13 protein-coding genes are annotated in these 16785 nt (G+C 66.7%); 5 read left to right on the top strand and 8 right to left on the bottom strand.

Translation table 11 applies throughout. The features are described 5' to 3' along the window. Positions 1-39: 39 nt before the first annotated feature. From groL to FHT98_RS19760, 4 genes are all read left to right on the top strand, one after another. Positions 40-1677: a chaperonin GroEL gene (groL, locus tag FHT98_RS19775; protein ID WP_091855793.1), complete on the top strand. Its 1638-nt coding sequence runs from the start codon at positions 40-42 to the stop codon at positions 1675-1677. A 141-nt stretch (positions 1678-1818) separates the two neighbouring features. After that, positions 1819-2733, top strand: coding sequence for a phosphate/phosphite/phosphonate ABC transporter substrate-binding protein (gene phnD / locus FHT98_RS19770; RefSeq protein ID WP_185745224.1), 915 nt, complete (start codon positions 1819-1821; stop codon positions 2731-2733). Between the two features lie 174 nt (positions 2734-2907). Next, on the top strand, positions 2908-4020 hold the full coding sequence (locus tag FHT98_RS19765; protein WP_465246918.1) for a branched-chain amino acid ABC transporter substrate-binding protein: 1113 nt from the start codon (positions 2908-2910) through the stop codon (positions 4018-4020). A gap of 224 nt (positions 4021-4244) precedes the next feature. Further along, entirely contained in the window at positions 4245-6338 is a 2094-nt protein-coding gene (locus tag FHT98_RS19760; protein ID WP_061964609.1) for an ABC transporter ATP-binding protein/permease, read from the top strand. A 111-nt stretch (positions 6339-6449) separates the two neighbouring features. Here the strand turns inward: FHT98_RS19760 and FHT98_RS19755 are convergent, their stop codons facing one another. The 8 genes from FHT98_RS19755 to FHT98_RS19720 form a co-directional block, all read right to left on the bottom strand. Further along, positions 6450-6935 (bottom strand): META domain-containing protein, encoded by a 486-nt coding sequence (locus tag FHT98_RS19755; RefSeq protein ID WP_185745223.1) that lies wholly within the window; start codon positions 6933-6935, stop codon positions 6450-6452. 137 nt (positions 6936-7072) lie between these two features. Beyond that, complete coding sequence (hisG, locus tag FHT98_RS19750; protein WP_142115012.1) at positions 7073-8059, bottom strand: ATP phosphoribosyltransferase; 987 nt, start codon at positions 8057-8059, stop codon at positions 7073-7075. Then, positions 8056-9168 (bottom strand): ATP phosphoribosyltransferase regulatory subunit, encoded by a 1113-nt coding sequence (locus FHT98_RS19745; RefSeq protein ID WP_142115011.1) that lies wholly within the window; start codon positions 9166-9168, stop codon positions 8056-8058. The genes hisG and FHT98_RS19745 overlap by 4 nt, the downstream gene beginning before the upstream one ends. A gap of 135 nt (positions 9169-9303) precedes the next feature. Beyond that, positions 9304-10878 (bottom strand): histidine--tRNA ligase, encoded by a 1575-nt coding sequence (gene hisS / locus FHT98_RS19740; protein ID WP_142115010.1) that lies wholly within the window; start codon positions 10876-10878, stop codon positions 9304-9306. Positions 10879-11066: 188 nt separating this feature from the next. Further along, entirely contained in the window at positions 11067-12440 is a 1374-nt protein-coding gene (gene glcF / locus FHT98_RS19735; protein ID WP_142115009.1) for a glycolate oxidase subunit GlcF, read from the bottom strand. Between the two features lie 3 nt (positions 12441-12443). Then, entirely contained in the window at positions 12444-13079 is a 636-nt protein-coding gene (locus tag FHT98_RS19730; RefSeq protein ID WP_465246917.1) for a DUF2585 domain-containing protein, read from the bottom strand. Continuing rightward, positions 13079-14266 (bottom strand): glycolate oxidase subunit GlcE, encoded by a 1188-nt coding sequence (glcE, locus tag FHT98_RS19725; RefSeq protein ID WP_142115008.1) that lies wholly within the window; start codon positions 14264-14266, stop codon positions 13079-13081. Before glcE ends, FHT98_RS19730 begins: the two co-directional genes overlap by 1 nt. Next, complete coding sequence (locus tag FHT98_RS19720; RefSeq protein WP_113585877.1) at positions 14263-15699, bottom strand: FAD-binding oxidoreductase; 1437 nt, start codon at positions 15697-15699, stop codon at positions 14263-14265. The genes glcE and FHT98_RS19720 overlap by 4 nt, the downstream gene beginning before the upstream one ends. Positions 15700-15836: 137 nt before the next feature. On the opposite strand from FHT98_RS19720, the gene FHT98_RS19715 reads away from it, so the two are divergent. Beyond that, positions 15837-16742: a LysR family transcriptional regulator gene (locus FHT98_RS19715; protein ID WP_061964624.1), complete on the top strand. Its 906-nt coding sequence runs from the start codon at positions 15837-15839 to the stop codon at positions 16740-16742. Positions 16743-16785: the final 43 nt, after the last annotated feature.

The raw sequence follows: 16785 nt of genomic DNA, 5'->3' as shown, positions 1-16785 counted from the left end.
GACCGCTCTCTTCCGTTTCCAGTTCAAGGAGTAGCTCTCATGGCTGCTAAAGACGTCAAGTTCGGCACCGATGCCCGCGACAAGATGCTGCGCGGCGTGGATATCCTCGCCAACGCCGTGAAGGTCACGCTGGGTCCGAAGGGCCGCAACGTCGTGATCGAGAAGTCGTTCGGCGCCCCGCGCATCACCAAGGACGGCGTCACCGTCGCCAAGGAAATCGAGCTTTCCGACAAGTTCGAGAACATGGGCGCCCAGATGGTCCGCGAAGTCGCTTCGCGCCAGAACGACCATGCCGGCGACGGCACCACCACCGCCACCGTTCTCGCCCAGGCGATCGTCCGTGAAGGCGCCAAGTCGGTTGCGGCCGGCATGAACCCGATGGACCTGAAGCGCGGCATCGACCTGGCCGTCGACGCCATCGTCGCCGACCTCAAGAAGAACTCGAAGAAGGTCACGTCGAACGCGGAAGTCGCGCAGGTCGGCACGATCTCGGCCAACGGCGACGAGTCGGTCGGCAAGATGATCTCGACCGCCATGCAGAAGGTCGGCAACGAGGGTGTCATCACCGTCGAGGAGGCCAAGACCGCCGAGACCGAACTCGACGTCGTCGAGGGCATGCAGTTCGACCGCGGCTACCTCTCGCCGTACTTCATCACCAACTCGGAGAAGATGGTCGCCGAGCTGGAAGACCCCTACATCCTGATCTTCGAGAAGAAGCTGTCCTCGCTCCAGGCGATGCTGCCGATCCTCGAGGCCGTCGTGCAGACCGGCAAGCCGCTGCTCATCATCGCCGAGGACGTCGAGGGCGAGGCCCTGGCCACGCTCGTCGTCAACAAGCTCCGTGGCGGCCTGAAGGTCGCGGCCGTCAAGGCTCCGGGCTTCGGTGATCGCCGCAAGGCCATGCTCGAGGACATCTCGATCCTGACCGCCGGTCAGATGATCTCGGAAGACCTCGGCATCAAGCTCGAGACTGTGACGCTCAACATGCTCGGCCGCGCCAAGAAGGTGCGCATCGAGAAGGAGAACACCACGATCATCGACGGCGCTGGCAAGAAGAAGGACATCGAGGCTCGCGTCGGCCAGATCAAGGCCCAGATCGAGGAGACCTCCTCGGACTACGACCGTGAGAAGCTCCAGGAGCGTCTGGCCAAGCTCGCCGGCGGCGTCGCGGTCATCCGCGTCGGCGGCGCGACCGAGGTCGAGGTCAAGGAGAAGAAGGACCGCGTCGACGACGCCCTGAACGCGACCCGCGCTGCGGTCGAAGAAGGCATCCTTCCCGGCGGCGGCGTTGCCCTGCTGCGTTCGCTCCAGGCCGTGAAGTCGATCAAGACCCAGAACGACGACCAGAAGACCGGCGTCGAGATCGTCCGCAAGGCGATCGCCGCTCCGGCTCGCCAGATCGTCGACAACGCCGGCGATGACGGCGCGGTCGTGATCGGCAAGCTGCTCGAGTCGAAGGACTACGCCTGGGGCTACAACGCCCAGACCGGCGAGTACGGCGATCTGGTCAAGGCCGGCATCATCGACCCGACCAAGGTCGTGCGTACGGCGATCCAGGACGCGGCTTCGATCGCTGGCCTGCTGATCACCACCGAGGCGATGGTTGCCGAGCAGCCGAAGAAGGACGCCCCGATGCCCCCGATGGGCGGCGGCGGCATGGGCGGCATGGACTTCTGATCCATCCACCTACCGAGACTACGGAAGGCCCGGCGCAAGCCGGGCCTTTTTCATTTCACGACACTGTCATCCGCCGGCCATCCGGCTGTCGTCGCGGGCGCGCATCGAGGCGCTTTCAACTTCACCGCGACAGAGATGATCATGCCCACACGCCGCCTCGTCCTCGCCGGCCTCGCCGCCAGCAGCGTCGCCCCCGCCTTCGCGCAGGCGCCGGACTGGCGGCAGAGCATCAAGGAGGTGCGCTTCGGCGTCTCCTCCGCCGAGAACGAGGCCGGCGCCATCGCCCGCACCCAGCCGATGGTGGATTACCTGTCGCAGCGCCTCGGCGTGCCCGTGCGCTTCTTCCGGGTCGCCGACTATGCCGGCCTGGTCGAGGCGATGCGCGCCGACCAGGTCGATTTCGCCCGCTTCGGCCCTGCGGTCTACGCGCTCGGCCGCCGCGTGCTCGGCGACAAGCTCCAGCCGCTGCTGCGCGATGTCGATAACCACGGGCAGGAAGGCTATTACTCCGTGCTGCTGGTGCGGTCGGAGAGCCCCTACCAGAACCTCGCCGATCTCAAGGGCAAGGTGATGGCCTTCGCCGATCCGAACTCGACCTCCGGCTACGCCTTCCCCTCCTATTTCCTGCGCAAGCAGGGCATCGATCCGAAGACCCATTTCAGCGGCACGGTCTTCTCCGGCGGCCATGACAATTCGGTTCTGGCGCTGGTGCGCGGCCAGTTCGATATCGTCGCGACCCACCAGACCAATGCAGAGCACGGCGTCGCGCAAAGGCTCGCCGATCGCGGGATGATCCCGGCCGGCTCGACCCGGGTGATCTGGACCTCGCCGCTGATCCCGGCGAGCCCGTTCTCGACCCGTGCCAACCTGCCGCAGGGGCTGAAGGACGATTTCGTCGCCGCCATGAACGGGATGAAGGAGGCGGCCCCCGAGGCCTGGAAGAGCTTCACCGACGGCCATGTCTCGCACTATGCGCCGGCCCGGCACGAGGATTATCTCGACGTGATCGCCGTTACAGAGGAGCTGGAAGCCCAGCGCAAGGCGCGCAGCGGCTGAGCGCGGCGGGGCCTTTTCCAGCCTCTCGACACCGCCTGCCGCACCGCCATGCATTTCCCGACAGGACTGATGAAAGCTTGGGCAGTGCCTTCCGCCGGCTTCCTGGCTTATACAGGCGGCAAGCGATCCCTGTCGGGCTCGCGCGCCAAAGTTGCATGTCGTAGGGAGATGCAGATGAAAAAGTCACAACTTCTGTCCGGCGCCGCGCTCGCTGCCGCGCTGTTCCTCTCCGCCCAGGCCGCGCAGGCTGACATCACCATCGGCCTCGTCGCGCCGCTGACCGGCCCGGTCGCCGCCTATGGCGACCAGGTCAAGAATGGCGCCCAGACCGCTGTCGACGTCATCAACAAGAATGGCGGCGTGCTCGGCGAGAAGCTCGTGCTGAAGCTCGCCGACGATGCCGGCGATCCGAAGCAGGGCGTCTCCTCCGCCAACCTGCTCGTCGGCGACAAGGTCAAGTTCGTGGTCGGCCCGGTGACCTCTGGCGTCGCCATGGCGGTCTCGGACGTGTTCTCGGAGAGCGGCGTGCTGATGGTGACGCCGACCGCGACCTCGCCGGCGCTGACGACGCGCGGCCTGACCAATGTCTTCCGCACCTGCGGCCGTGACGACCAGCAGGCCGACATCGCCGCGACCTATGTCCTGAAGAACCTCAAGGACGCGAAGATCGCGATCGTCCATGACAAGGGCACCTACGGCAAAGGCCTCGCCGACGCCTTCCAGAAGGGCATCAATGCCGGCGGGCTCAAGGAAGTGATCGCCCTGACGGTCAATCCCGGCGACAAGGACCTCTCGGCCGTCGTGACGCGCCTGAAGGCTGCGAATGTCGACGCCATCTATTTCGGCGGCTACCACCCCGAGGGCGGCCTGCTCGCGCGCCAGCTCGCCGACGCCGGCGTGAAGGCGACGATCATCGGTGGCGAAGGCCTCTCCAACACGGAGTTCGCGGCGATTGGCGGCGACCGTGCCACCGGCACGCTCTTCACCAACGCGACGGACGCGCTGAAGAACCCCGACTCGGCCCAGGCCGTCGCGGCGCTGAAGGAGAAGGGCATCCCGCCGGAGGCCTTCACGCTCAACGCCTACGCCGCGGTCGAGGTGCTAAAGGCCGCGATCGAGAAGGCCGGCAAGCCGGGCGATGCCAATGGCGCCGCCAAGGCGCTCCAGTCGGGCATGCCGGTCAAGACCGCGATCGGCACGCTGACCTATGGCAAGACCGGCGACCTGAGTTCGCCGAGCTTCTCGATGTACAAGTGGGACGCCGGCAAGATCGTCGCCGCGCAGTAATCGGCCGGCGGTCCAACCGCCAACCCTTTCAAGCTTTGCGCCCCGGACGAGCCCCGCTCGTCCGGGGCGTTTCGCTTCTGGGTCCGCTGATCGTGGGCGGCTCGCCGCGACCTCTCCGACAGATGACAATTTGCTCATCCGGGCGCGTCGCCATTGAAAGGCCACTCCCGCTGCGACATGGTCCGAATCGTGGCTTTCACCGTCTCCCGCCAGGATCCCCGTCTATGCGCTTGTTGAGCATCCTCGTCGCCGTGCTGGCGGCGGCTACGCTGATCGTCGGCCAGCAAGCCGGCTCGGCTGCCCTTATCGGAATGGGTGTCGTCGGCCTGCTGCTGGCGGTCGTGACCTTCCGCTCGCCGGCCCTGCCGTTCTTCCTGCGGATATTCTCGGGCGTCTTCGCCATCGAGTACCTGGTGTTCGGTGCGGCCGCGATCGCAGCCCATCTCGGCTGGTGGCCTGCGACGCTTGGCGTTCCACCGATACCGACCAGCCTGCCGACGACGGTCGGCGTCTTCGCGATCCTGATCTACGCGATCTCCTTCGTGCCGGTGATCGCGCGCATCGCACGCATCGCCTCGCCCTATTTCGAATCCGACCAGATCACCACCGCCAATCTCTGGCCGATCGGCCCGTTCAAGATCAGGCTCGGCACGCTGGCGGTCTCGCTCTTCGTCTTCCTGATCGTCCTCAACCAGATTCAGGTCGGCATCACGCTGCGCCTCTCCTTCTTCAACCGCGACATGTACGACGCGCTGCAGAACAAGGATGCGACGGCGTTCTGGTACCAGCTCTTCTACGTCTTCTGCGTCTGGGCGGTGCTCTGGGTCGCCTCGAACCTGATCGAGCTGTTCGCCAACTACACGATCCTGATCCGCTGGCGGCAGTTCATGGCGAACGAGTACACGCGGCGCTGGCTCGACCACGCGACGCATTACCGGATCGCGCTTGCCGGCAGCGTCGACAACCCCGACCAGCGTATCGCCGAGGACACGCGGTCCTTCGTCAACTCGACCTACGGCTTCGCGCTGCCCCTGCTCTCGCAGGTCTCCACGCTGGTCTCGTTCTCGATCATCCTCTGGAACATCCAGGTCAGCTTCACCCTGCCCGGCACCTCGCTTGCGATCCCCGGCTATATCTTCTGGGTGGCGTTCTTCTATGCGGTAGCGGCGACCTGGCTCACCCATGTGATCGGCCGCCCGCTGATCCGGCTCGAATTCGAGCAGGAGAAGCGCGAGGCTAATTTCCGCTTCTCGCTGGCGCGCCTGCGCGAATATTCCGAGCAGATCGCGCTGATGGTCGGCGAACCGACCGAGCGCAGCCATCTCGCCCAGCGCTTCCGCGATATCGTCGAGAACTTCTACCGACTGGTCTGGCGCCGGCTGAAGCTCACCAGCTTCACCCTGTCCTACAACCAGCTCAGCGTCGTCCTGCCCTACATCATCCTTGCTCCGTACTATTTCGCGGGCACGATCACGCTCGGCATCATGATGCAGGTCGCCGGCGCCTTCGACCGGGTGCAGACGGCCCTCTCCTTCATCATCAACAGCTACTCCTCGATCGCCTCCTATCTCGCCTCGATCAACCGCCTGACCTCCTTCGAGACCGCCGTCGAAGAAGCGCAGCACGGCGCGATCAGCGAGGAGGCGCTCGGCCGCGAGACCTCTGATGACGAGAGCCTGCATCTCCGCGACGCCACGCTCCTACTGCCCAACGGCAAGCCGATCGTGAAGCTCGGCGCGCTCGATCTCGGCAAGACACGCTCGACGCTGCTGATCGGCCCCTCCGGCTCGGGCAAGTCGACGCTGTTCCGCGCCATTGCCGGCATCTGGCCGTTCGGCGACGGCAAGGTCGGGATTCCCGCGGAGGCGCAGATCATGCTGCTGCCGCAGCGCCCTTATCTGCCGCAGGGCTCGCTGAGGGCAGCCCTCGCCTATCCGGCCGAGGAAGGCGCCTATGACGACGCCGCGACCCGAGCGGCCATGGAGAAGGTCAAGCTCGGCCACCTCGCTGACAAGCTCGACGAGGTCGACCTCTGGGGCCAGCGCCTCTCGGGCGGCGAGCAGCAGCGCCTGGCCGTGGCGCGCGCCCTTCTGAGCAAGCCGGACTGGCTCTTCCTCGACGAGGCCACCGCCTCGCTCGACGAGAAGCTGGAAGGCGAGATCTATGAAACGATCGACCGCGAGCTGCCGCAGACCCGGATCGTCTCGATCGGCCATCGCGCGACGCTGCGCAGCATGCACGACGCGATCGTCACCATGGAGCCCAATGCGGACGGCACCTTCACGCCGACGCCCACCGCAAAGACGCCGGCGGCCTGACGCCGGCGCGCCTTCCGCTTGCCGAAACGAAAAGGGTCGCTCGCGCGACCCTTTTCCGATTCATCTGCTAGGCAGGAGCCTTCTCCCCTCAAAGGGAAGAAAGCGCCTCGGTCAAAGCGACCGGCTCAGCGTCAACTCGCCCGCTCCGCCCTTCAGCACGAGGCGGCCGTTGACGAGATCCCATTTGTTCGTCGCGCGCAGCGCCGTCAGGAACGCCTTCTCGAAATCGAGCGTGCCCTTGTCGCAACTGCGCTTGGTGATGGCGATCGGGCCGACCGCGAAGCCCTGCTGGCGCAGCGGATAGGCGGAGGCCGAGAAGGTGTTGCAGCCGCCGAAGCCGGTGCCCCGCAGATTCTGGTCGACGATCAGGGTCGCGCGCCGGTCCTGGACCGGCTTGCCGTTCATCGCCACGACGCTCCAGCTCGCGCCGAGCGGAAAGGTCTTCTCCTGCTGCGGCAACGGAATCGCCGTCGTCCCGCCGCCGAGTTCCTCTCGAGACGGCATCTGCTGGCGGCGCTGCGCCATCGCTTCGCCCGGCATCAGCATCGGCACGGCCAGGGTCGCAAGAACGGCCGCAAGGCCAAGGCGTCGGATCATGATCGTCTTACCCGCATTCATCACTCGCACGGCAACGCGACGTGCCTCCAAACCGGTTAACACGCCTAGAGGCCAATTGGTTCGGGATCAAGGCTGAACCGCTGGCGATCGCGTCATTCCGATGCGACCGCGCAGCATCAGATGCGGGCGTTCAACCGCTCCAGCAAACGGTTCGCGCGGCGGAAGACATAGGCCGGAGCACTGACGGTGATGTCGTCGGCGCCGAGCCCGTCGAGATGTTCGACCAGCGCGAAGACCGCCTTCTCCGGACAATGCAGCGTCAGCGGCGCACCCGTTACCGGCGCCCCGAACGGCAGGCGGGCGCCGAAGCGCTCTTCCAGTACGGCCAGCGCATCGGCGGCAAGGTCGAGCCGGGCGCGGACCTCGCGGAGCGTGCGCCCTTCCTCCTCGGCCGCGATCCGCGACAGGATGGTCTTCGCCGCCGCCTTTGCCCGCGCGCCCCAGGGCGCCTGCATCGAGGCGACGAGATTGGCTTCGGAGGCCAGCATCACACCGTCGTCGAGCACTTTCAACGCATTGGCAGAGAGCGTCGCGCCGGTCGTGGTGATATCGACCACGATCTCGGCGGTGCCGGCAGCCGGCGCGCCTTCGGTCGCGCCGAGGCTTTCAACGATGCGGTAATCGGCGAGGCCGTGCTCGGCGAAGAAGCGGCGCGTCAGGTTCACATATTTGGTCGCGACGCGCAGCTTCTTGCCATGGCGCGCCCGCATCACTGACGCGACGTCGTCGAGATCGGCCATGTTGCGCACGTCGATCCAGGCTTGCGGCACGGCGACCACGACATTGGCATGGCCGAAGCCGAGCGGCGTCAACATCTCGACCGCCGCATCGGCATCCGGGAGCTGCTCGCGGACGAGGTCCTCGCCGGTGATGCCGATATGGGCGGCGCCGGAGGAGAGCTGCGCCACGATCTCGGAGGCCGAGAGGAATGCGACCTCAGCACCATCCACGCCGGCGATGGCGCCGCGATAGTCGCGCTCGCCGCGCGACTTGACGAATTTCAGCCCGGCGCGGCCGAAGAAGGCGGTGGCGTTCTCCTGCAGGCGGCCCTTCGAGGGCACGGCGAGGACGAGCGGGGCGTCGTTGTCCGGCAGCTGGCTCATGCGGCGTCTCCCGTCAGGCGGTCGAGCCAGAGCGAGGCGCCGACAGCCGGAAGCGGCCGGCTCGCGCCCAGACGCCCGAGGACGTTGTCATAGCGGCCACCGCCGGCGACAGGCTTGCCGTCGCCGCGGGCCGTGTCGTGAAGCTCGAAGATGAAGCCGGTATAATAATCGAGGTTGCGGGCGAAGCCGGCCGAGAAGCGGATCGCGCCGATATCGACGCCGCGCGCGGCGAGGAAGCCGGTGCGCTCGTCGAAGGCGTCGAGCTGGCGGCCGATATCGAGCGAGGCCTGATCCGCAAGCGCGCGCAGCGAGGCCGAGGCCGCATCGGGATCGCCGGAAACGGCGAGCACCTGCGCCAGCAGCGCCTTCACGTCGCCATTGACCGGGTTCTCGCGCTCGGCGGCACGCGCCAGGAAGCGCTCGGCGATATCGGCGGCGGAGCGCCCGCCGACAGTCGAAATGCCGGCGATCGAGAGCACGTCCTCGACGAAGGCGCGAGCGGCCTTGGGGTCCTGCCCCTCGAGCGCCTTGAGCAGGCCGGCATGAGCGGCCTCGCCGTCAGCGGCCGGGGGATCGAGCGCGTCGACCGCGTCCGCGCCCTTGCCCTGCACCACGGCACGGACCAGCCGGCGGCGGGCGCCCTGCGGCACGTTCAGTCCGTCGAGCAATCCGCCGAGCACGGCGACATCGCCCATGACGATGCGCGGCTCGGCGAGGCCGAGCATGGCTGTCGCGTCGATGGTCAGCGCCATGATCTCGGCATCGGCGGCCGTGAAATCATCCCGGCCGAAGGATTCGAGGCCGGCCTGCAGGAACTCGCCCGGCTCACTGGCCCGCATGCGGAAGACGGGGCCGGCATAGGCATAGGCCGCCGGCTCGGTCTTGCCCGAAGCGATGTGATCGAGCGCGACGGGGATGGTGTATTCGGGACGCAGGCACCAGTCGCGGCCATCGGCATCCTGCGTCATGAAGATGCGGCGGCGGATATCCTCGCCGGAGAGATCGAGGAAGACGTCGGCCGGCTGGAGGATCGCCGGCTCGGCATGCGCATAGCCCTCGCCGGCGAAGAGCGCGATCACGGTCTCGATGCTGGCGCGGCTTGCGGGCACGGCTCGTCCTGTCCTGTTGCGAGCGCCGTCCTAGCAGCGATGCGGCGCATTTTCGAGGGATTTGAGGGAAATGGGTGAACGGGAATCGAGAGGCTGCCCGGAAGCCTCTCTCAGAGAGAGAGGTTTCTCACTGCCTCACGAATGTCGCGCTAGCACCCGCTTCACGCCCTCGACCAGCTCTGCGACCGGCACGGCGAACTGAGCTTCGGCCTGCTTGGCCTTGTGCTCGGCGGAATCCTTGACGTCGCGACTGGCGGCGGCGAGCTCGGCGCCGAGGATCAGGTCCTTGATGACGACCGTTCCGGCCTCACGCTCGGACGAGCCTTGAATGATCGCGCAGGTCGCGCCGCGGCGGTCGGCATATTTCATCTGGGCGTTGAAGCCGGAGCTACCCAGATAGAGATCGGCGCGCAGCAGCGGCTTGCCGTTGGCGTCCTTGGCCTGACGCAGGGCCGAGACCATCGCCTGATAGCCGGGCATGAATTCCGGCGACTTGTTGTCCATGGCAGTGACGACGACGAGGGGCAGCTCATTCTTCGTATCGACGATCGGCGACTTCACCGCCTTCAGAGCCGAGAAGAGCCGTGAGACGCCGATAGAGAAGCCGGTCGCCGGCACCGGCTCGGGCCGGAAGCGGCCCACAAGGCCGTCATAGCGCCCGCCGCCCGCGACCGAGCCGAAGCGCACGACCTGCCCGTCATCATTGGTAACCGGGAAGGTCAGCTCCACCTCGTAGACCGGGCCAGTGTAGTATTCGAGGCCGCGGACGACCGAGGGGTCGATGATGATACGGCCGAGATAGCCGGCCGCCGTGATCAGTTCGCGGATCTGCTCAAGCTCCGCAATGCCAGCCTGACCATTCTCGGCGCCCTCGACGAGGCCACTGAGATCGGTGAGCGCAGCAGCCGAAAGTTTGGCCGAGCCTTCGCTGTCCTGAGCGTTCGTCTTGCCCAGCTCGGCGAGCTTCTGGCCGAGTTCGAGATAGCGCAGGATGCGGTCGGACTGCGCGTCGGAGAGGCCTGCGCCCTTGGTGAAGTCACCGCTCTCGTCCTTGCGGCCTTCGCCGAGGAGCTTGCGGACCTCTTCCAGCGGGAACTTGTCGGCCTTGTCGATCGCACGGAGCACGGTGAGGCGCGCGGCAGGGTCGATCCCGGCCGCATCCATCACGCCATCGAGCACCTTGCGGTTGTTGACCTTCACGACATAGTCGCCGCGCTTGATGCCGAGCTTCTCCATCGTATCGGCGGCGAGCATGCAGATCTCGGCATCGCCCGCGACGGTGCCCGAGCCCACGATATCGGCATCGAACTGCATGAATTGGCGGAAGCGGCCCGGCCCCGGCTTCTCGTTGCGGAAGACATAGCCGACGCGATAGCTGCGATAGGGCTTCGGCAGCGCATCGAAATTCTCGGCGACATAGCGGGCGAGCGGCGCCGTCAGGTCGTAGCGCAGCGAGAGCCACTGCTCGTCATCGTCCTGGAAGGAGAAGACGCCCTCGTTCGGCCGGTCCTGATCCGGCAGGAACTTGCCGAGCGCGTCGGTGTACTCGACGAAGGGGGTCTCGACCGGATCGAAGCCATAGACCGAGAAGCTCTCACGGATGACGGAGAGCATGCGCTCGGTGGCGGCGACATCGGCCGGGCCACGATCGACGAAGCCGCGCGGCTGGCGGGCCTTCAGCTTGGCAGGGGCGGTCTTGTCGGCGGACATGGAGCGAGCTCGAACATTCAACAAATAGTTGACTGCGGGTTAGACGGTACCGGCGCGAGGGGCAAGCGTGAGAGCTTCGATCACTCACTTCGTCATGGTCGGGGCTTGTCCCGAGCATCCACGCCTTCCACGGTCGCGTTCGGTGTTCAAGACGTGGATGCTCGCCACAGGGGCGAGCATGATGGCACCTATTCGGCCGCCGCCAACGCCTGCTCCCGCAACGGCCGATCCTCGATCCCCGCCCGCGCCAGCTTCTCGGGCAGAGGTCCACCGGTTGCCCAGTCCAGCAACTCGGCGGTATGCACCACCGGCGTCGTCGCGCCCTTGTCGGCAAAGCCCTTCGCGAGCTGGGTCATGCAGCCGATATTGCCGGTCGCGACCAGCATCGGCCTGGTGCGCTCGATATTACCGACCTTGCGCTCGCGCAGCTTCCCCGCGATCTCGGGCTGGAGGATGTTGTAGACGCCGGCCGAGCCGCAGCAGATGTGGCCCTCCGGCACCTCCTTGACCTTGAAGCCGGCGCCCGACAACAGGCGCTTCGGCCCGTCCCTGAGCTGCTGGCCGTGCTGCATCGAGCAGGCCGAGTGATAGGCGATCGGCATCGCAACGTCGCGGACGGTCGCAAGCTCCAGCGTCTCCAGAAACTCGGTGACGTCCTTCGCCAGCGCGGAGACCTTCGCCGCCTTGTCAGCGTAAGCCGGCTCGTTGCGGAACATGAAGCCGTAATCCTTGATCGTCGTGCCGCAGCCGGAGGCCGTGATCAGGATGGCGTCGAGCCCCTCGCCATCGACCTCCGCCATCCAGGCGTCGATGTTCTTGCGGGCGAAGGCGAGCGCATCGTGTTCCTGGCCCATGTGGTGGACGAGCGCGCCGCAGCAGCCCTCGCCCTTCGGCAGCACAACCTCGACGCCGTGGCGGTTGAGCAGACGGATCGTCGCCTCGTTGATGGCGGGGTCGAGGACCGGCTGGGCGCAGCCGGAGAGCAAGGCGACGCGGCGCTTGCGCTCGACCGGCGGCGGGAAGTTCTGCGGGCCTTCCATGGCGGAGCGCGTCGGCAATCGCGTAGGCGCCAACGCCAGCATCGCCTTCAGGCGCGAGCCGACGACCGGGAGAACGCCCAGCACCGGCGCGAAGGGCTTTCCGATGAGCGCCATCAACATCGCCGCGCGGAAGCGCCCGGGATAGGGCAGGATCGCCGCCAGCACCTTGCGCAGCAAACGATCATGCAGGGAGCGCGTATAGGTTTCCTCGATATGGGCGCGGGCGTGGTCGACGAGGTGCATGTAGTGCACGCCCGAGGGGCAGGTCGTCATGCAGGAGAGGCAGGAGAGGCAGCGGTCGACATGCTTGACCACCTCGGGGGTGGCGGGCTTGCCGTTCTCCAGCATGTCCTTGATCAGGTAGATGCGTCCGCGCGGCGAATCGAGTTCGTCGCCGAGCAGCAGATAGGTCGGGCAGGTCGCGGTGCAGAAGCCGCAATGCACGCAGGTGCGCAGGATCTTCTCCGAGGCCGGCATGCGCGGATCGGAGGCGAGGCGCTCGGGAGTGAAATTGGTCTGCATCGTTCAGGCCCCGCCCTGCCAGGCTTTGATCCAGTCCATCGGCCAGAGCAGCATGATGACGTTGAGGGTGAGGTTGTCGCGGATCAGCCAGCCGACGATCAGCTCCATCGCCAGCGCGCTCGCCACCGTCAGCCAGACCGGCGCGAAGCGGGCAAAGAAGAAGCCCAGCACCATCGAGAGGATGTCGCTGACCGAGTTCAGGACGCTGTCGCCGTAATAGTCGAGCGAGATCGTCGCCGAGCGATAGTGCTCGATGACGCCATTGGTGTTCTCGGCGATCTCCCAGGCGCCTTCGAGCAGGATCGAGAGCAGGAGCGCGAGGCCGAAGGAGATCGGCAGGCCGGTGATGCGGCGGATCAGCCAGAACAGGCCGTAGAACAGGAAGCCGTGGATGATGTGCGAGAAGCTGTACCAGTCGGCGACGTGCTGGGAGTTCTCGGAGGAGACCACCGTGCCCTGCCAGAACTTGATCGTGCCGCATTTGCAGATCGGCTCGCGACCCATCCAGAGCAGGATCGCAGCGACGCCCGCGATCAGCAGTGCGGCGACAAGCACGAGCGTCATGGGGCCGAGCCGGTTGGGTGCCCAGCTGGTGCGACGATCGCGGGTTTCGGCGGAAAGCGTGTCAGCGAGCGTCATCAGATCCCCGCATAGATCCGGCCGGGCTCGAAAATGCCGGCGGGATCGAAGCTTTTCTTGATGCCGGCGGTGACCCGCATCAGCGGTTCGGCCAGCGGTTGAAAGACATCGACGGCGGCGCGCACCGCGTCAGGGGCCCGCACCAGCGTGGCATGGCCGCCGAGCGGCTTCAGCGCGGCGCGGATGGCAGCAGCGCCGGCATCGCTGTCGGCCGGAACCGCGAGCCAGACCAGCCCGCCGCCCCAGTCGTAGAAGCAGCGGGCGCCTGGGACCATGCGGGCGATCGCGGCGGCGGCCTTCGGACCGCTGGTCGGCGCGAGCGAGAGGCGCCAGACCGCCTCATCGCTCCCGGCAAAGAAAGCGGCATCGCGGATATCGCGCCAGAGCTCGGTGGGTGTCGTTCCTTCGAGACGTTCCGGCACGCCATATTCGCCCAGCAGTAAGGCGAGTTCGCTGGCACGGTACTCAATCGAGTCCGAGAAATTCTCCAGGCGAAGCAGGGTCCGCGCCGTGTCACCCGCGAGCCCGGCGGGAAGGTGCGCAGTTGCCATCGGCTCGAAGGGCGAGCCCAGCGCCTTCGACAAGAGTGCGACGCCGTCGCTGTCGGACAGGCCGTTCCATTGCAGCGTGACGATGCGCTCCGGCCGGGGCAGCACGCGGAAGGTGACTTCGGTGAGGAAGCCGAGCGTGCCATGGCTGCCGCTGAGCAGCTTCACCAGATCGAGGCCGGTGACGTTCTTCATCACCCGTCCGCCAGACTTGATCATCTCGCCGCGGCCATTGACGAGGCGGACGCCGATCAGGGAATCGCGGGCGGCACCGGCATTGATCCGGCGGGGGCCGGAGATGTTGCAGGCGGCCACGGCCCCGATCGTCGGCTCGCCCTCGCTGCCATAGAGGGCGCGGTGGTCCATCGGCTCGAAGGGCAGCATCTGGCCGCGCTCGGCAAGGGTTTCCTGAACGAGCGCGAGCGGCGTGCCGGCGCGGGCGGCGATGACCATCTCGGCGGGTTCGTAGAGGGTGATGCCGGTGAGACCGGCGCTGGAGAGCGTGCTCGCGGCCTGGGCCGGGCGGCCGAGGCCGGCGCGCGTGCCGCCGCCGCGCAAGGTGAGCGGCGTGGCGCTGTCGACGACCGACTTCACGACGGCGCAGGCCTGCGCCTCGGTGGTGGGGGTATGGACGATCACGCTGCCACCCTGCCTTCCAGCGGGAAGACCTTCGCCGGGTTGAGCAGCCAGCGCTCGTCGAAAACCGCCCTCACCCGCATCTGCTGGGCGAGGTCCTCGGGATTGAACTGGAAGGTCATCAGGTCGCGCTTCTCGATGCCGACGCCGTGCTCGCCTGTGAGGCAACCGCCGACCTCGACGCAGAGCTTGAGGATGTCCATGCCGGCATCCTCGGCCTTTTGCGCCTCGATGGGGTCGTTGCAATTGTAGAGGATCAGCGGATGGAGATTGCCGTCGCCGGCATGGAAGACATTGGCGACGCGAAGCCCATAGCCCTTCACGATCTCGTCCATGCGCTTGAGCACATAGGGCAACTGCCCGGTCGGGATCGTGCCGTCCATGCAGATATAATCGGCGATGCGGCCGGTGGCGCCGAAGGCGGATTTACGGCCCTTCCAGATCGCTGCCGCCTCCATCGCCGATTTCGATTCCTTGACCGTCGAGACACCATGCTCCCTGGCGATCGCGACGATGCGGGCAAGCTGGGCGTCCATCTCGTCGTCCGAGCCTTCGACTTCGATGATCAATAGCGCCTCGACATCCATGGGGTAGCCGGCCTTGGCGAAGGCCTCGCAGATCTCGATCGCCGGCTTGTCCATGAACTCCATCGCCACCGGGATGATGCCGGCACCGATGATCGCGGCGACCGCCGCGCCCGCCTGCTCGCTGGTCGGGAAGCCGAAGAGCACGGGCCGCGCGCCTTCTGCCGTCCGCAGGATGCGCACCGTCGCCTCAGTGATGATGCCGAGCTGGCCTTCCGAGCCGTTGATCAGGCCGAGCAGGTCGTAGCCCGGCGAATCGAGATGGGCACCGCCGATCTCGACGATCGAGCCGTCGAGCATGACCATGGTCACGCCGAGTACATTGTTGGTGGTGACGCCGTATTTCAGGCAATGCGCCCCGCCCGAGTTCATGCCGATATTGCCGCCGATCGAGCAGGCGAGCTGCGAGGATGGATCGGGCGCGTAGAAGAAGCCCTCAGTCGAGACCGCGCCGGTGACCGCGAGATTGGTCACGCCGGCCTCGACCCGCGCGACGCGGTTGGCATAGTCGATCTCAAGGATACGGTTCATCTTGGAGACGCCGATCACGACCGCGTCCTCCTGCGGGATCGCGCCGCCGGCGAGCGAGGTGCCGGAGCCGCGCGGCACCACCGGCACGCCTTCCTCCCGGCAATAGCGCAGCACGGCGGCGACCTCCTGCGTGGTCGAGGGCAGCACGACGGCGAGCGGCATGCGGCGATAGGCGGTCAGCGCATCGGTCTCATAAGGACGGCGCTCGTCGTCGCTGGTGATCAGCGCCTGCGGCGGGACGAGGCGCGCAAGGCCGGCGATGATCGATTCGCGACGGGCGAGAATGCCGGCATCCGGCACCGGAAAGGCTATCGCGCTCATCTCTCCCTCCACTCTCGACGACTCATCCACACCACTGACAGGGCATTTGTCTGCGCGGCAGATTAGATCAATTCAATGGCACTTGCAGCGCGGCCAAAGCCAGCCATTATTTCCAGATTGGAAAAGGTGGCGTGCCAATGGACCGGTTCGGCGATCTCGACGTGTTCGCACATGTGGTGACGACCAAGAGCATGTCGGCGGCCGGCCGGCAGCTCAACCTGTCGCCGGCCGTGATCTCGAAACGCATCCGCCGGCTGGAGGAGCGGCTCGGCGTGCGCCTGCTCCAGCGCACGACGCGGCAGCTCGCCCTCACCGAGGCCGGGCAGGGCTTCTACGAGCGCGTCGTCTCGATCCTGTCCTCGATCGAGGAGGCCGAATCCTGGGTGTCCAGCGGGGCCGGACAGGTGCGCGGCACGCTCCGGGTCTCGGCGCCGACCTCCTTCGGCCGGATGCATGTCGCGCCGCATCTCAAGCGCTTCCTCGATGCCAATCCGCTGGTCACGGTCGAGCTCGTGCTGAGCGACGCCTTCGTCGACGTGGTCGGCGAGGGCTTCGACCTGGCGATCCGGATCGCCGACCTGCAGGATTCGAGCCTCGTCGCCAAGCGGCTCGCCCCCAACCACCGGGTGCTCTGCGCGACGCCGGGCTATCTGGCGGAGCATGGCATGCCCGCCGATATCGCCGAATTGTCACGCCACACCCTGATCGCCCATAACGCCGACCACTGGCGGCTTGACGGGCCGGAGGGACCGGTCTCGGTCCGGGTCAACGGTCCGCTCCGGACCAATTCGAGCGAAGTCGTGCGCGAGGCGCTGCTCGGCGGCGTCGGCATCGCCCTGCGCTCGACCTGGGATGTCGGGCCGGAGCTCAAGTCAGGCGCTCTGCAACGGGTCCTGCCGGCCTATGCCGTCGGCTCGCGCGTCGCGATCTATGCGGTCTATCCGAGCCGCCGGCACATGGAGCAGAAGGTCCGCGCCTTCGTCGACTATCTCGGCGAGCTCTATGGCGCCACGCCTTATTGGGATGCGGGGCTTGCATTGTAAGGCATTGCCCTGCCCCGTGCGGGCGAGGATGCTCCAGACGAAG

It is taken from the genome of Allobosea sp. AK1 (assembly GCF_006714945.1).
GTDB lineage: Bacteria > Pseudomonadota > Alphaproteobacteria > Rhizobiales > Beijerinckiaceae > Allobosea > Allobosea robiniae.
This window is presented reverse-complemented; position numbering and strand designations above follow the sequence as displayed.

Bases quoted from the DNA above. Each gene is read 5' to 3' on its own strand.
- FHT98_RS19730 (WP_465246917.1), bottom strand. From the start codon at position 13,079: ATGACGCTCGCTGACACGCTTTCCGCCGAAACCCGCGATCGTCGCACC.
- glcF (WP_142115009.1), bottom strand. From the start codon at position 12,440: ATGCAGACCAATTTCACTCCCGAGCGCCTCGCCTCCGATCCGCGCATG.
- groL (WP_091855793.1), top strand. From the start codon at position 40: ATGGCTGCTAAAGACGTCAAGTTCGGCACCGATGCCCGCGACAAGATG.
- FHT98_RS19760 (WP_061964609.1), top strand. From the start codon at position 4,245: ATGCGCTTGTTGAGCATCCTCGTCGCCGTGCTGGCGGCGGCTACGCTG.
- FHT98_RS19720 (WP_113585877.1), bottom strand. From the start codon at position 15,699: ATGAGCGCGATAGCCTTTCCGGTGCCGGATGCCGGCATTCTCGCCCGT.
- FHT98_RS19715 (WP_061964624.1), top strand. From the start codon at position 15,837: ATGGACCGGTTCGGCGATCTCGACGTGTTCGCACATGTGGTGACGACC.
- hisS (WP_142115010.1), bottom strand. From the start codon at position 10,878: ATGTCCGCCGACAAGACCGCCCCTGCCAAGCTGAAGGCCCGCCAGCCG.
- phnD (WP_185745224.1), top strand. From the start codon at position 1,819: ATGCCCACACGCCGCCTCGTCCTCGCCGGCCTCGCCGCCAGCAGCGTC.
- FHT98_RS19765 (WP_465246918.1), top strand. From the start codon at position 2,908: ATGAAAAAGTCACAACTTCTGTCCGGCGCCGCGCTCGCTGCCGCGCTG.
- hisG (WP_142115012.1), bottom strand. From the start codon at position 8,059: ATGAGCCAGCTGCCGGACAACGACGCCCCGCTCGTCCTCGCCGTGCCC.
- FHT98_RS19755 (WP_185745223.1), bottom strand. From the start codon at position 6,935: ATGATCCGACGCCTTGGCCTTGCGGCCGTTCTTGCGACCCTGGCCGTG.